11 protein-coding genes and 2 rRNA genes are annotated in these 14450 nt (G+C 69.7%); 9 read left to right on the forward strand and 4 right to left on the reverse strand.

What is annotated here, in order from left to right:
- Positions 1-210: 210 nt before the first annotated feature.
- Both MVA48_RS22120 and rrf read left to right on the forward strand, forming a co-directional pair.
- Positions 211-3342 (forward strand): 23S ribosomal RNA (locus tag MVA48_RS22120).
- A gap of 132 nt (positions 3343-3474) precedes the next feature.
- Positions 3475-3591 (forward strand): 5S ribosomal RNA (gene rrf / locus MVA48_RS22125).
- A 56-nt stretch (positions 3592-3647) separates the two neighbouring features.
- Here the strand turns inward: rrf and MVA48_RS22130 are convergent.
- Positions 3648-4307 carry a DUF2461 domain-containing protein gene (locus MVA48_RS22130; protein ID WP_246983733.1) on the reverse strand — a complete coding sequence of 220 codons (660 nt, stop codon included), beginning with the start codon at positions 4305-4307 and terminating at the stop codon, positions 3648-3650.
- Complete coding sequence (locus MVA48_RS22135; RefSeq protein WP_246983735.1) at positions 4304-4903, reverse strand: GNAT family N-acetyltransferase; 600 nt, start codon at positions 4901-4903, stop codon at positions 4304-4306. Before MVA48_RS22135 ends, MVA48_RS22130 begins: the two co-directional genes overlap by 4 nt.
- A 67-nt stretch (positions 4904-4970) precedes the next feature.
- On the opposite strand from MVA48_RS22135, the gene MVA48_RS22140 reads away from it, so the two are divergent.
- Positions 4971-5966 (forward strand): EamA family transporter, encoded by a 996-nt coding sequence (locus MVA48_RS22140; protein WP_246983743.1) that lies wholly within the window; start codon positions 4971-4973, stop codon positions 5964-5966.
- A gap of 51 nt (positions 5967-6017) precedes the next feature.
- The gene (locus MVA48_RS22145) at positions 6018-7232 is read left to right on the forward strand and encodes a winged helix-turn-helix domain-containing protein (protein ID WP_246983745.1); all 1215 of its coding nucleotides are present in this window, start codon (positions 6018-6020) and stop codon (positions 7230-7232) included.
- Here MVA48_RS22145 and MVA48_RS22150 read toward each other — a convergent pair.
- Entirely contained in the window at positions 7219-7626 is a 408-nt protein-coding gene (locus MVA48_RS22150) for a YkvA family protein (RefSeq protein WP_246983747.1), read from the reverse strand. The genes MVA48_RS22145 and MVA48_RS22150 overlap by 14 nt on opposite strands.
- Positions 7627-7666: 40 nt before the next feature.
- On the opposite strand from MVA48_RS22150, the gene thyX reads away from it, so the two are divergent.
- The 5 genes from thyX (at position 7667) to MVA48_RS22175 (ending at position 12463) form a co-directional block, all read left to right on the forward strand.
- Positions 7667-8419, forward strand: coding sequence for an FAD-dependent thymidylate synthase (gene thyX, locus MVA48_RS22155; protein ID WP_246983750.1), 753 nt, complete (start codon positions 7667-7669; stop codon positions 8417-8419).
- Between the two features lie 63 nt (positions 8420-8482).
- The gene (locus MVA48_RS22160; RefSeq protein ID WP_246983752.1) at positions 8483-9286 is read left to right on the forward strand and encodes a thymidylate synthase; all 804 of its coding nucleotides are present in this window, start codon (positions 8483-8485) and stop codon (positions 9284-9286) included.
- Complete coding sequence (locus MVA48_RS22165) at positions 9283-9780, forward strand: dihydrofolate reductase (protein WP_246983754.1); 498 nt, start codon at positions 9283-9285, stop codon at positions 9778-9780. The genes MVA48_RS22160 and MVA48_RS22165 overlap by 4 nt, the downstream gene beginning before the upstream one ends.
- A gap of 9 nt (positions 9781-9789) precedes the next feature.
- On the forward strand, positions 9790-10689 hold the full coding sequence (dapA, locus tag MVA48_RS22170; RefSeq protein ID WP_246983762.1) for a 4-hydroxy-tetrahydrodipicolinate synthase: 900 nt from the start codon (positions 9790-9792) through the stop codon (positions 10687-10689).
- Between the two features lie 73 nt (positions 10690-10762).
- Complete coding sequence (locus tag MVA48_RS22175) at positions 10763-12463, forward strand: ribonuclease J (protein WP_305852275.1); 1701 nt, start codon at positions 10763-10765, stop codon at positions 12461-12463.
- Positions 12464-12503: 40 nt separating this feature from the next.
- Here the strand turns inward: MVA48_RS22175 and MVA48_RS22180 are convergent, their stop codons facing one another.
- Positions 12504-14345 carry an alpha/beta hydrolase family protein gene (locus MVA48_RS22180; protein ID WP_246983764.1) on the reverse strand — a complete coding sequence of 614 codons (1842 nt, stop codon included), beginning with the start codon at positions 14343-14345 and terminating at the stop codon, positions 12504-12506.
- Between the last annotated feature and the right edge of the window lie 105 nt (positions 14346-14450).

Raw genomic sequence — 14450 nt, forward strand, 5'->3', positions numbered from 1 at the left:
TCGTTGTCTTGGAGGTCAGGGCCTCCCTGTTCCTCATACCGTCGTGTCTCCGGGGGGTCGCGGGTCTGGTGGGGGCGTGTGGGGGGTGTCTGGTTGGTCGTTGAGAACTGCACAGTGGACGCGAGCATCTTTTTGACTCTGGTTAGCAGAGTTCTTGTAGGCCCGCACGATCGTCTCTCTTCCGGGGGTGGTTGTGCGGTGTTTTTGTGTGGCCAAGTTGTTAAGGGCGCACGGTGGATGCCTTGGCACCAGGAGCCGATGAAGGACGTAGGAGGCTGCGATAAGCCTCGGGGAGCTGTCAACCGAGCGTTGATCCGAGGATTTCCGAATGGGGGAACCCCGCACCAGTCATGTGGTGTGACCCGCGCTTGAACACATAGGGCGTGTGGAGGGAACGTGGGGAAGTGAAACATCTCAGTACCCACAGGAAGAGAAAACAACAGTGATTCCGTGAGTAGTGGCGAGCGAAAGCGGAGGTAGGCTAAACCGTTTGCATGTGATACCCGGCAGGGGTTGTGCAGGCGGGGTCGTGGGACCGTTCAGTTCCTTCTGCCGGAGGGACGGGGAGTGAGAAAGTGCATGTGTTAGTGGAAGGCCTCTGGAAGGGGTCGCCGTAGAGGGTGAGAGCCCCGTACACGAAAACTGTGCACCTCCCGAGCGTGTTCCCAGGTAGCACCGAGCCCGTGGAATTCGGTGTGAATCTGGCGGGACCACCCGCTAAGCCTGAATACTCCCTGGTGACCGATAGCGGACAAGTACCGTGAGGGAAAGGTGAAAAGTACCCCGGGAGGGGAGTGAAATAGTACCTGAAACCGTGTGCCTACAAGCCGTGAGAGCTCTTCGTCGTTTCGGCGGCGGGGGTGATTGCGTGCCTTTTGAAGAATGAGCCTGCGAGTTAGTGGTACGTGGCGAGGTTAACCCGTGGGGGGTAGCCGTAGCGAAAGCGAGTCCGAACAGGGCGAGTCAGTCGCGTGTCCTAGACCCGAAGCCGAGTGATCTACCCATGGCCAGGTTGAAGCGCGGGTAAGACCGCGTGGAGGACCGAACCCACCAGGGTTGAAAACCTGGGGGATGAGCTGTGGGTAGGGGTGAAAGGCCAATCAAACTCGGTGATAGCTGGTTCTCCCCGAAATGCATTTAGGTGCAGCGTCACGTGTTTCTTGCCGGAGGTAGAGCACTGGATGGCCGATGGGCCCCACAAGGTTACTGACGTCAACCAAACTCCGAATGCCGGTAAGTGAGAGCGTGGCAGTGAGACTGCGGGCGATAAGGTTCGTAGTCGAGAGGGAAACAGCCCAGATCATCGGCTAAGGCCCCTAAGCGTGTGCTAAGTGGAAAAGGATGTGGGATCGCAGAGACAACCAGGAGGTTGGCTTAGAAGCAGCCACCCTTGAAAGAGTGCGTAATAGCTCACTGGTCAAGTGGTTCCGCGCCGACAATGTAGCGGGGCTCAAGCACACCGCCGAAGCCGTGGCATTCACACAGACAACCCGCCGCCGGCCTTGGGTCGGCGGCCAGGTGTGTGGATGGGTAGGGGAGCGTCGTGCGGCCGTGGAAGCCACCGGGTGACCGAGTGGTGGAGGCCGCACGAGTGAGAATGCAGGCATGAGTAGCGAGAGGGGAGTGAGAACCTCCCCCGCCGGAAGACCAAGGGTTCCTGGGCCAGGCTAATCCGCCCAGGGTGAGTCGGGACCTAAGGCGAGGCCGACAGGCGTAGTCGATGGACAACGGGTTGATATTCCCGTACCCGCGAAGGAACGCCCATGCTGAACCCAGCGATGCTAACCGCCCGAACACCCGTGCCGGCTCTTTCGAGGGTCGTCGCGGGGACTAGCGCGGGACCCGGACTGGTAGTAGGCAAGCGATGGGGTGACGCAGGAAGGTAGTCCTACCGGTGAGTGGTAGTACCGGTGCAAGGGTGTGGCCCGCGGAGCAGGCAAATCCGTTCCGCACACAGGGTGAGGCCTGACGCATAGCCGAATGAGGCGAATGGGATGATCCTATGCTGCCGAGAAAAGCCTCTAGCGAGTTCCGAGCGGCCCGTACCCCAAACCAACTCAGGTGGTCAGGTAGAGAATACCGAGGCGATCGAGCGAACTGTGGTTAAGGAACTCGGCAAAATGCCCCCGTAACTTCGGGAGAAGGGGGGCCGGAGACCGTCAACACCCTCGCGGTGGGCAGCGGTAGCCGGCCGCAGAGACCAGTGAGAAGCGACTGTTTACTAAAAACACAGGTCCGTGCGAAGTCGTAAGACGATGTATACGGACTGACGCCTGCCCGGTGCTGGAACGTTAAGGGGACGGGTCAGCCGCAAGGCGAAGCTCAGAACTCAAGCGCCAGTAAACGGCGGTGGTAACTATAACCATCCTAAGGTAGCGAAATTCCTTGTCGGGTAAGTTCCGACCTGCACGAATGGCGTAACGACTTCTCGGCTGTCTCAACCACAGGCTCGGCGAAATTGCACTACGAGTAAAGATGCTCGTTACGCGCGGCAGGACGGAAAGACCCCGGGACCTTTACTATAGCTCGATATTGGTGTTCGGTTCGGCTTGTGTAGGATAGGTGGGAGACTGTGAAGCGGGCACGCCAGTGTCGGTGGAGTCGCCGTTGAAATACCACTCTGGTCGAATTGGATGTCTAACCTCGGTCCGTGATCCGGATCAGGAACAGTGTCAGGTGGGTAGTTTAACTGGGGCGGTTGCCTCCCAAAATGTAACGGAGGCGCCCAAAGGTTCCCTCAGCCTGGTTGGCAATCAGGTGTCGAGTGCAAGTGCACAAGGGAGCTTGACTGTGAGACCGACGGGTCGAGCAGGAGCAAAGCTGGGACTAGTGACCCGGCACCGGCATGTGGAAGCGGTGTCGCTCAACGGATAAAAGGTACCCCGGGGATAACAGGCTGATCTTCCCCAAGAGTCCATATCGACGGGATGGTTTGGCACCTCGATGTCGGCTCGTCGCATCCTGGGGCTGGAGTAGGTCCCAAGGGTTGGGCTGTTCGCCCATTAAAGCGGTACGCGAGCTGGGTTTAGAACGTCGTGAGACAGTTCGGTCCCTATCCGCCGTGCGCGTAAGAGACTTGAGAAGAGCTGTCCCTAGTACGAGAGGACCGGGACGGACGAACCTCTGGTGTGCCAGTTGTACCGCCAGGTGCACTGCTGGTTGGCTACGTTCGGCAGGGATAACCGCTGAAAGCATCTAAGCGGGAAGCTCGCTTCAAGATGAGGTCTCTCACCGGGACAACCGGGTAAGGCCCCCGCCCAGACCAGCGGGTTGATAGGCCGGAAGTGGAAGCACCGCAAGGTGTGCAGCTGACCGGTACTAACAGGCCGAGGACTTGACCACACACCCCCACCCCGGGTGGGGCAAGAACACCTAGTCAAGTCACAACAAGAAGAAAGTCGCGTCCACTGTGCGGTTCTGAACCACCAACCATCCCGGTTCCCCACCGGAGGTGTGAGGACATGTTCACAGCGTTACGGCGGCCATGGCGAGAGGGAAACGCCCGGCAACATTCCGAACCCGGAAGCTAAGCCTCTCAGCGCCGATGGTACTGCCCCGGAGACGGGGTGGGAGAGTAGGACGCCGCCGGACAACCATTCCGAAAGGGCCCCAGCCACCAGGCTGGGGCCCTTCGCATTTCCCCAAGCTCAGCGCCGGCGCGGTTCCCTCGCCGTCGCGCCGACGTTGTCGTCCAGCCACACGTTCAGCGGGCGCAGGTCCCGCCAGGCGTCGCGGACCGCGTCGAGCACCTGCCGCGTGTGCAGCCACTCGGTGGGCTCCCACGTCCGCGAGGCGTACAGGGACTTGTGCTTGAGGAGCTCCACCCGCGGCGCATCCGCGACATGGCCCGCCGGGACGCGGGTGAGCCGTTCACCCTCGATCTCCCAGCCGGAGCCCGCCAGACGGGCGACCTCCTGCTCCAGCCGCGGCCCCTGCACGTCGTCGGCCACAGCGCGCCGGTACCGCGCCACCTGGTCGGACTCCAGCCGCCAGCAGCCGCCCGACACCCGCAACCCGTCGGCCGAGATCTGCACGTACCAGGCCCCGCAGCCGCCCTCGGGGTGGACGACCGCGCCCTGGTGCGTCTTGTAGGGCGTCTTGTCGTTGCTGAAGCGCACGTCCCGGTACGGGCGGAAGACCTTGGCGGGCCCGAACTCGGGCGCCAGCTCATCTGTCAGGGAGACGATGGGCGCCTTCACGTGCGCGTCGTAGGCCGCCTTGTTGCGCGTCCAGTACGTCTTGGTGTTGTCCGCCTCCAGGCCCTCGTAGAAGACCAGCCCCTCGTCCGGAAACCCCTCGAAGCTCACGGCGCCCCCTCGTCGGCCGTCGTGTCGAGCAGGGCGTGCCAGCGGATCTCCCGCAACGGTGCCCCACCGGTCTCCAGCGTCCGTGCCCAGCCGTCCGGCGCCCAGCCGGCCGACTCGTAGAACCCCGCCGATACCCGGTCCTCCTCGAGCAGCCAGGTCTGCAGGCGGGCGGCGCCGCTGCCGTGGGCCAGGTCGGCGACCGCCGCGAGCAGCCGGCTGCCATGGCCCCGGCGTCCCCACCGTGGTTCGACCAGGAGCGTCGAGAGCTCGGAGGTGGGCCCCGCAGGGTCGGGCCGCTCGCCACCGGGCAGCTCGGGCGGCTCGTAGGCCGCGAAGCCGACGACGGTGTTCCGCTCCAGCGCGACGAGCACGCCGTGCCCCGGCGTCGGCGGGGCCGTCACCGCGCGCCGCCAGCTCGTCTCGGCGGCCTCGGCGTCCCATTCGTCCAGCACCGCTGCCGGCAGCACCGCGCGATAGGCCGTCCGCCAGGTGACCACCTGGATCCGGGCGATCTCCGCGGCGTCCTCGGGAAGGGCAGGCCGGACCGACGCGTCCGCCGTCCCGGTCAGGCGGGGGAACGGCGAGGTCGGGTCCACGCGGGAAGCCTAGGTCGGCCGGGGAGGCGCCGACCGACCACTCCGCCCCGGATGCTGCAATCGACCGGTGACCGCCACCGCACCCCGCGCCTCCGCTGGTGCGACCGAAGCGCCCGACCGCCCCGTCACCATGGGCGTCCTCGTGGCGCTGGGGACGGTCTACCTGGTCTGGGGGTCCACCTACCTCGCGATCAAGTACGTGGTGGAGGGCGGCCTCCCGCCGTTCGTCGCCATGGGCGCCCGCTTCCTCCTCGCGGGCCTGGTGTTGACGGTCCCGCTGCTGCTCGTCCGGGGGCCGGCGGTGTTCGCCATGACCCGGGCGCAGCTGATCACCGCGTCGGTCTGCGGCCTGTTCCTGCTCGTGGGCGGCAACGGACTGGTCGCCGTCGCGGAGCAGGACGTCGACTCCGGACTGGCTGCGCTGCTCATCGCGGGCACGCCGCTGTGGGTGGTGCTGCTGCGAGCGGCCCTGCGCGACCGGCCCTCCGTCGCAACCGTCGCCGGCCTGCTGCTCGGCCTCGTCGGTGTCGCCCTGCTCCTGCTGCCGGGCGTCCAGGGAGCGGCCCGGCTCGGCCCACTCCTCCTGGTCTGTCTGTCGTCGTTCCTCTGGTCCTGCGGGACGGTGCTGGCGACCCGGCGCCCGATGCCCGCCGATCCCTTCGTCAGCACCGTCGTGGAGATGGCCGTCGGGGGCACGACGATGGTGCTGCTCGGCTCGGTCGGCGGGGAGTGGGGCCGGCTCGACCTCGGCCGCACGGAGCCGTCGTCCTGGATCGCCTTCGGGTACCTGGTCCTCGTCGGCAGCGTCGTGGGCTACAGCGCCTACGTGTGGCTCCTGGCGAGGGCTCCGCTCTCCCTGGCCACCACCTATGCCTACGTCAACCCCGCGGTGGCGGTGGCGCTGGGTGCGCTGTTCCTGTCCGAGCCGCTGACCTCGAACGTGCTCATCGGCGGCGCCGTCATCATCGCCGCCGTCGCCTGGGTGATCACCGCAGAGTCGCGGTCCCGGCGCCGGCCGTTGCCCGGCCGGGAGGCCGGCGCGCCTCCGGTCGAACCGACCTGAGTCCCCGCACAGCGGGCGGGATGTCACACCCTCCGGGCACGATCATGAACCGTGAGCGCTCCTGAGCGGCTGCCGGCAGCCCTGGCCCGGCGCATCGCGCTGGCCGCACAGGGCTTCGCCGACCCTCGCCCCGGCTCGGGTGCGGGCGTCCGGCAGCTGCGGCGGTTGGTCGAACGGTTGGCGGTCGTGCAGATCGACTCGGTCAACGTGCTCTCGCGGGCGCACTACCTGCCGGCCTTCAGCCGGCTGGGCGACTACCCGCGCGCCGCGCTCGACGACCTGACCGCCCGGCGGCATGTGGTGTTCGAGTACTGGGCCCACGAGGCGTCGTTCCTCCCGGTCCGCCTGCACCCGTTCCTCCGCTGGCGCATGGCGGCGGCCGAGCAGCACGCCTGGGGCAACATAGTGCAGCTGCAGCGGGAGCGACCCGGATACGTCGCGGAGGTGCTCGACCGGGTGCGGGCGGCCGGTCCGCTCAAGGCCAGTGACCTCGACGAGCCCCGGCCCGACCGGCCGGGCGCCATGTGGAACTGGCACGCCGGCAAGGTGGCCCTGGAATGGCTCTTCTTCACCGGAGCCATCACCGCGACGCACCGGACGACCGCGTTCGAGAAGGTCTACGACCTCACCGAGCGGGTGCTGCCGGCCGCGGTCCTCGAGACGCCGACGCCGGAACCGGCCGAGGCCGTCCGCGAACTGGTGCGCACGGCCGCCCGGGCCCTCGGCGTCGCGACCGAGCGTGACCTGCGCGACTACTTCCGGCTGCGGCCGGAGGCAGCACGGCTGGCCATCGCCGAGCTGTCCGACGCCGGCGAACTGCAACCGGTGGAGGTCCCCGGCTGGGGCGCTCCGGCGTGGCTCGATCCGCAGGCGCGTCGGCCGCGGTGGATCCGGGCGCGGGCGCTGCTCAGCCCGTTCGACTCGCTGATCTGGGAGCGCCCGCGGGTCGCGCGCATCTTCGACTTCCACTACCGCATCGAGATCTACACGCCCGCCGCCAAGCGGGTGCACGGCTACTACGTGCTGCCCTTCCTCCTCGGCGACGAGATCGTCGGTCGCGTGGACCTCAAGGCCGACCGGAAGGACGGCGTCCTGCGCGTGCAGGCCGCCCACGCCGAGGAGGGCGTCGATCGGGCGGTGGTCGCCGCGGAGCTGCGCGACGAGCTGCGGCTCATGGCCGACTGGCTGCAGCTGGACGACGTCGTCGTCGCCGACCGTGGTGATCTCGCGCCGGACTGCCTCCGCGCGGGGCTCACGCCGGCGTGACGCCGGCCAGGCGGGCGACGACCGCCAGGCCCGCGGGCTGCCCGGGCCAGTGCCGGGCCAGGGCGTCCGCTCCTGCGCCCCGCACCACCGAGCGCAGCGCCCAGGCCACGACCACGACGTCGTCGGCGTAGCCCAGTACCGGGATGACGTCGGGCACCAGGTCGATCGGCATCACCAGGTAGCCCAGCAGGAGCCACAGCCGGACGCGCACACCCCGCGGCAGCGACCCGTCCGCGGCCAGGCGGCGGACCAGCCGGACCACGTCGGGCAGCAGGCGCAGCGCGTCGCGGGCGGTCACCTCGTCGGTCCTGGCGCGCCACAGCAGGGCCAGCAGCAGGAGCCACAGCAGGAGCAGCCCACCGACGACGGCGACCAGGAGACGCCACCAGTCCACGCAGCCAGTCTGCCGGGTCGGCCGCCGTAGGCTCGGCGACGTGCCCGAGATCGTCCCGCTCAAGGTCCAGGTCATCGCCCAGACGCAGTTCACGCCGCCGGACGACGTCCCCTGGGAGGCCGACGCCGAAGGCGGCCAGGCCCTCGCGGAGTTCGCCGGCCGGGCGTGCTACCAGTCCTGGACCAAGCCGAACCCGGCCACCGCCACCAACGCCGGCTACCTCCGGCACATCCTCGAGGTCGGTCACCTCTCGGTGCTCGAGCACGCCACGGTCAGCATGTACCTGACCGGGGTTTCCCGATCCCTGACCCACGAGCTGATCCGGCACCGGCACTTCTCCTACAGCCAGCTCTCGCAGCGCTACGTCCCCGAGCGGGACGCCGCCCTCGTCGAGCCCGCCGTCATCGCCGAGGACCCGGAGCTCCACGAGCGGTTCCTCGCCGCCGCCGACGCCGCGCTCACCGCGTACGACGACCTGCTCGAGGGGCTCGAGAAACGGTTCGCCGACGTTCCCAACGCCACCCTCCGTCGCAAGCAGGCCCGGCAGGCCGCCCGCTCGGTCCTGCCCAACGCGACCGAGACCCGCATCGTCGTCACCGGCAACTACCGCGCCTGGCGGCACTTCATCGCCATGCGGGCCAGCGAGCACGCCGACGTCGAGATCCGCGAGCTCGCGGTCGCCTGCCTGCGCGAGCTCCAGCGGGTGGCCCGCAACGCGTTCGGCGACTTCCGGATCAGCGCGCTCGCCGACGGCACCGAGGTGGCCGCCAGCCCGCTGGTCGGGGAGGGCTGAGGCGGCTGTGACGAGCGGTGCCGGCGCTCCCGCGACGTCGGTGCCCGAACGTAGTCTCGGCGCGTGACACCGATCGACACCCAGTACGAGGACCTCCTGCGGCGCATCCTCGAGCAGGGCACGCCGAAGCAGGACCGCACCGGCACCGGCACCGTCAGCCTCTTCGGCGAGCGGCTGCGCTACGACCTCTCCGAGCGCTTCCCGCTGGTGACGACGAAGAAGGTGCACTTCAAGTCCATCGCCGTCGAACTGCTGTGGTTCCTGCGCGGCGACAGCAACGTGGGCTGGCTGCGCGACAACGGCGTCACCATCTGGGACGAGTGGGCCTCGCCCGACGGCGAACTCGGGCCGGTGTACGGCGTCCAGTGGCGGTCCTGGCCCACGCCCGACGGCGGCCACATCGACCAGATCTCGACCCTGCTCGACACCCTCCGGTCCGACCCCGACTCCCGCCGCATGATCGTGTCCGCCTGGAACGTGGCCGCCCTGCCCGACATGGCCCTGGCGCCCTGCCATGCCTTCTTCCAGTTCTACGTCGCCGACGGCAAGCTCTCCTGCCAGCTCTACCAGCGCAGCGCCGACATGTTCCTCGGGGTCCCGTTCAACATCGCGAGCTATGCGCTGCTCACCCGCATGGTCGCCGACCAGGTCGGGCTGGCCCCCGGCGACTTCGTCTGGGTCGGCGGCGACTGCCACATCTACCGCAACCACACCGCGCAGGTGACCGAGCAGCTCTCCCGCGAGGTGCTGCCGTTCCCGACGCTGGAGGTGGCGTCGGCAGCGTCGCTGTTCGACTACACGTACGAGCACTTCACGGTGCACGACTACCAGCACCACCCGGCGATCCGGGCGGCAGTGGCGGTGTGAGCGTCGGACTGGTCTGGGCGCAGGCCCGCGGCGGCGTGATCGGCGTCGACGGCGGGCTGCCGTGGCACCTGCCCGAGGACCTCGCGCTGTTCAGGCGACTCACGACGGGCTCCACCGTCGTCATGGGCCGGCGCACCTGGGAGTCGCTGCCCGCGCGGTTCCGCCCACTTCCCGGCCGCACCAACGTCGTCCTCACCTCCGACCGCGGCTGGACGGCGGACGGCGCCCGGACGGCCACGTCGGTGCCGCAGGTCCTCGGCGAGCACGACGCGTTCTGGGTGATCGGCGGCGGCACCGTCTACGCCGAGTTCCTGCCGCACGCCGACCGGGCCGTGGTGACCGACGTCGACCTGTCCGTCGACGGTGACACCTGGGCGCCGGGCCTCGACGACGGCTGGCGGCTCGAGCAGCGGACCCCCGCCGACGGGTGGACGACGTCGTCCACGGGCCTGCGGTTCGCGGTGTCGGAGTACGTGCGGTCCGCGGCTCGGTAGATTCGCACCATGACCACCGACCCCGCCCGGCCGTTCGGGCGCGTGCTCACCGCGATGGTGACCCCGCTCGCCGAGGACGGGTCGATCGACCTCGCCGGTGCCCAGGAGCTCGCGGCGCACCTGGTCGACCGGCAGTCCCACGACGGCCTGGTCGTCATGGGCACGACCGGTGAGGCCCCGACGATGAGCGACGGCGAGCAGCACGCCGTCCTCGAGGCGGTGATGGACGCCGTGGGTGACCGCGCCACCGTGGTCGCCGGCGTCGGCACGTACGACACGGCGCACTCCATCGAGCGGGCGCGATCGGCAGCGGAGCTGGGCGTGCACGGCCTGCTGGCGGTCACCCCGTACTACAACCGGCCGCCCCAGGCCGGCCTGCTCCGTCACTTCACCGCGATCGCCGACGCCACCGACCGCCCGGTGATGCTCTACGACATCCCGCCCCGGTCGATCGTGCCGATCCAGGTCGACACGCTCGTCCGGCTGGCCGAGCACCCGCGGATCGTGGCCGTGAAGGACGCCAAGGGCAACCTCGGGGACGTCGCGTGGACCCTCGCCCGCACCGACCTCGCGTACTACAGCGGCGAGGACATGCTCAACCTCCCGCTGCTGGCGATGGGCGCCGTCGGTGTGGTCAGCGTCGTCGGCCACCTGGTCGGCCCGCGGCTCGCGGAGCTGATCGCCGCCGTCGAGTCCGGCGACCTGGTCAAGGCGCGCGCGGTCAACGAGAGCCTCCTGCCGGTCTACACCGGGGTGATGGGCGGCGGCCAGGGCGCGATGATGATCAAGGCCGCTCTGAACGCGATGGGCCTGCCGTCCGGGCCGGTGCGCCCGCCGCTGGTCGACGCGACACCCGAGGAGCTGGCCCGGCTCCGGACCGACCTGGCGGCCGGGGGTGTCGCGCTGTGAGCGAGCTCGCGAGCTCACCGATGAGCACAGCAGCTGCGCGAACGCGGCCGACGAGCGCCGGCGAGGAGGACTCGTGAGCGGTCAGGTGACGCAGCCGCACTTGGACCTGAAGGCCCCGCCGCCGCTGCCCGAGGGCGGCCTCCGGGTCATGGCGCTCGGCGGCCTGGGCGAGATCGGCCGCAACATGGCGGTTCTCGAGTTCGACGGGCAGCTGCTGGTCATCGACTGCGGCGTGCTGTTCCCCGAGGCCGAGCAGCCGGGCGTCGACCTGATCCTCCCCGACTTCGGGGTCATCGAGCACCGCCTCGACGATATCACCGCCGTCGTCCTGACCCACGGGCACGAGGACCACATCGGGGCTCTGCCCTACCTGCTGCGGCTGCGCGGCGACATCCCGCTCGTCGGGTCCCGGTTCACCCTCGCGCTGGTCGCCGCCAAGCTGCGCGAGCACCGCATCGACCCGACGCTGGTCGAGGTCGCGGCGGGCGACGACCACCTGGTCGGGCCGTTCCACTGCGAGTTCATCTCGGTCAACCACTCGATCCCCGACGCCCTGGCGGTCGCCGTGCACACGCCCGCCGGCGTGCTCGTGCACACCGGCGACTTCAAGATGGACCAGCTGCCGCTGGACGGCGTCCTCACCGACCTGGGCGCCTTCGCCCGGCTCGGCATGAGCGGCATCGACCTGCTGCTGTCGGACTCGACGAACGCCGAGGTCCCCGGCTTCGTGACCCCCGAACGCTCGATCGGCCCCGTGCTCGAGGACGTCTTCGCCCGGGCCACCCAGCGGCTGATCGTCTCCAGCTTCGCCAGCCACGTGCACCGCATCCAGCAGGTCCTCGACGCCGCGCAGATGCATCGCCGCAAGGTCGCCTTCGTCGGCCGGTCGATGGTCCGCAACATGGGCGTCGCCCGCGACCTCGGCCTGCTCCGGGTCGCTCCCGGCCTGATGGTGTCCCTGGACGAGGCTGCCGCCATGCCGCCCGAGCAGGTGGTGCTGGTCAGCACCGGTTCCCAGGGCGAGCCGCTCTCGGCGCTGGGCCGCATGGCCCGTGGCGAGCACCACCAGGTCACCATCGAGTCCGGCGACACCGTGGTCCTGGCCTCGTCCCTGGTGCCGGGCAACGAGACCGCCGTGTACAAGGTGATCAACGGGTTGGCCCGCCTCGGCGCCACCGTCGTGCACAAGGAGACGGCGCGGGTGCACGTGTCCGGCCACGCGCCGGCCGGCGAGCTGCGCACCCTGCTCAACGTCGCCAAGCCGCGCTACCTCATGCCGGTGCACGGCGAGTGGCGCCACCTGCGGGCGCACGCCGCGCTGGCGCTGGAGACCGGCATGACGCGCGACCAGGTGCTGTTGGCCGAGGACGGCGTGGTGGTCGACCTGGTCGACGGCAAGGCGGCCATCGTGGGCAGCGTGCCGATCGGCGACGTCTACGTCGACGGGCTCAACGTCGGCGACGTGGGGGAGGAGTCGCTGCAGGCCCGGCGCATCCTCGGCGACGAGGGCTTCGTGGCCCTCACCGTCGTCATCGAGCTCTCCACGCGGACCATCGTGCGGGACCTGCACCTGTCCACCCGCGGGTTCTCCGACGACCCCGGTGCCTTCGACGGGGCCCTGCAGCTGGTCGAGGAGAACCTCAAGCGGGCCCTCGAGGACGACGACGTCGACCCGCACCGGCTCTCGCAGGTCATCCGCCGCACCATCGGCAAGTGGGTGTCGGACACCTACCGCCGCCGGCCGATGATCATCCCGACGGTCCTCGAGGTCTGACGGAGGCGCGGAGCGCAGGACACCGGCCGCCAGGGCTCCGCTACCGGATGACCTCGATCGGCTCGATCCGCTCGTCGGCAGGGAGCTGGAAGCCCCACACCTGGGCGTAGAACGACAGCTCGCCGTCCAGGGCCGCACGGATGTTCTCCGCCCGACGGAAGCCGTGCTGCTCACCGGGGAACAGCAGGTAGGCGTGCGGCACGCCCTTGGCCCGCAGCGCCGCCACGATCGCCTCGGCCTGGTCCGGCGGCACCACGGCGTCCTCCTCGCCCTGGAAGACCGCGAGCGGGGTGTCGAGGGCGTCGACGTGGTTGATCGGGGAGCGCTGCGCGTACACGTCGGCACCGTCGGGCCACGGGGCTACGAGGCCGTCGAGGTAGCGCGACTCGAACTTGTGCGTCTCGGCAGCGAGTGCGCCGAGGTCGGCGACTCCGTAGTGGCTGGCCCCTGCGGAGAAGACGCCCGGTCGCATGGTGAGCGCGGCGAGCGTCGTGTAGCCGCCCGCCGAGCCGCCGCGGATGGCCATGCGGGCCGGGTCCACCCGTCCGCTGTCGGCCAGGAAGCGGGCGCAGGCCACCACGTCGTCGAGGTCCACGACGCCCCAGCGCCCCTTCAGCGCCTCGCGGTACCGCCGTCCGTAGCTGGTAGAGCCGCGGTAGTCGACGTCGGCGACGCAGAACCCGCGCGAGGTCCAGTACTGGACCTCGAGATTCAGTACGGGGACGGCGTTGGCCGTTGGCCCGCCGTGCACCACCACCATGAGCGGCGGGAGAGCACCGGACGCCGGGACCTGTGGGTTCGTCGGCGGGTAGACCAGCGCGTGGGCCCGGTCGATGCCGGTGCCCCGGTCCTCGGTCGGGAAGGTCACGTGCTCGGGCACGGAGAACCACGCCGGGTTCAACCCCAGGTCCCGGGCCGGCCGGAGGACATCGAACTGCCCGCCGTCCACGTCGACCCGCAGCACGACGGGCTCGGTGGTCGGGCTCGCCGCCACGCACACGACCGACCCGCCCTGTGCGGTCACGTAGCGGAAGACCGTGAACGGCAGGTCGAGCGCGCGCACGCCGCGGTCCTCGACGACGCCCAGCCGGTCGCCGCCCGCGCCGCTGTAGGCGACGACCGGGCGGCCGTCGTCCAGCAGTGCGTAGCGGCTGGCCCCGAACACCCACTGCGGTCCGGCGATGTCGCTGCCCACGTCGAGGGCCAGTTCGATCCCACCGTGCGGATGACGGCGGTACAGCGACCAGCGGTCGGTGCGGTCGCACAGGAACCACAGGCTCCCGTCGGTGCCCCACACCGGCTGGACGACGGACTCGCCGGGCCCGCCCGCGACGACCGTGTCGGTTCCGTCGGGTCCGCGGACGACGAGTCCTGCTGCGTCCCAGGGCATGTGCGGGTGGTTCCACTGCAGCCAGGCGAGGTGCCGGCCGTCGGGGGAGGGACGGGGATCGCTCACGAAGTCCGGTCCGCTCACGAGGACCTCGGCCTCGCCGTCGGCGGTGATCCGCACGATCTCGTTCACGACCTCGCTCGCACCGCTTCCCTCCGGGTGGTGCTCACGCACGGCCAGCACGCCCAGCGGGGTCGCCGTGACGTCGGCGTACCGGAGCCCGGCCGGCACGGCCGGCTCCGGCGTGACCGGCTGCGGGGCACCGGCTCCCGGGGCGAGCCGGTACAGCCGCTGGTCGGAGAACTCGGTGAACCACAGCGTCCCGGCCGACACAGTCCAGGCGCCGCCGCCGTACTCGTGCACCCGGGTGCGCGCGTTCCACGGCGGCGCCAGCACGTCGGCCACCGTGCCGTCGGCCGAGCGCCGGACGATCACCGAGCGACCGCCCTCGGCCGGCCGGGACTCCGACCACCACACGTCGGCCCCGTCCACGAGCACCTCGCCGAGCCGGGCCGCGGCCCGGACGACGAGCTCCGACGTGATCGGGCTGGGCCAGCTGCCAGGGGGAGCGGGATCATGTCTGTGACGTTAGGGGCT

Origin of the sequence: Blastococcus sp. PRF04-17, assembly GCF_023016265.1 — a bacterium.
GTDB lineage: Bacteria > Actinomycetota > Actinomycetes > Mycobacteriales > Geodermatophilaceae > Blastococcus_B.

Coding starts and splice junctions, on each gene's coding strand:
- dapA (WP_246983762.1), top strand. CDS start 9,790: ATGACCACCGACCCCGCCCGGCCGTTCGGGCGCGTGCTCACCGCGATG.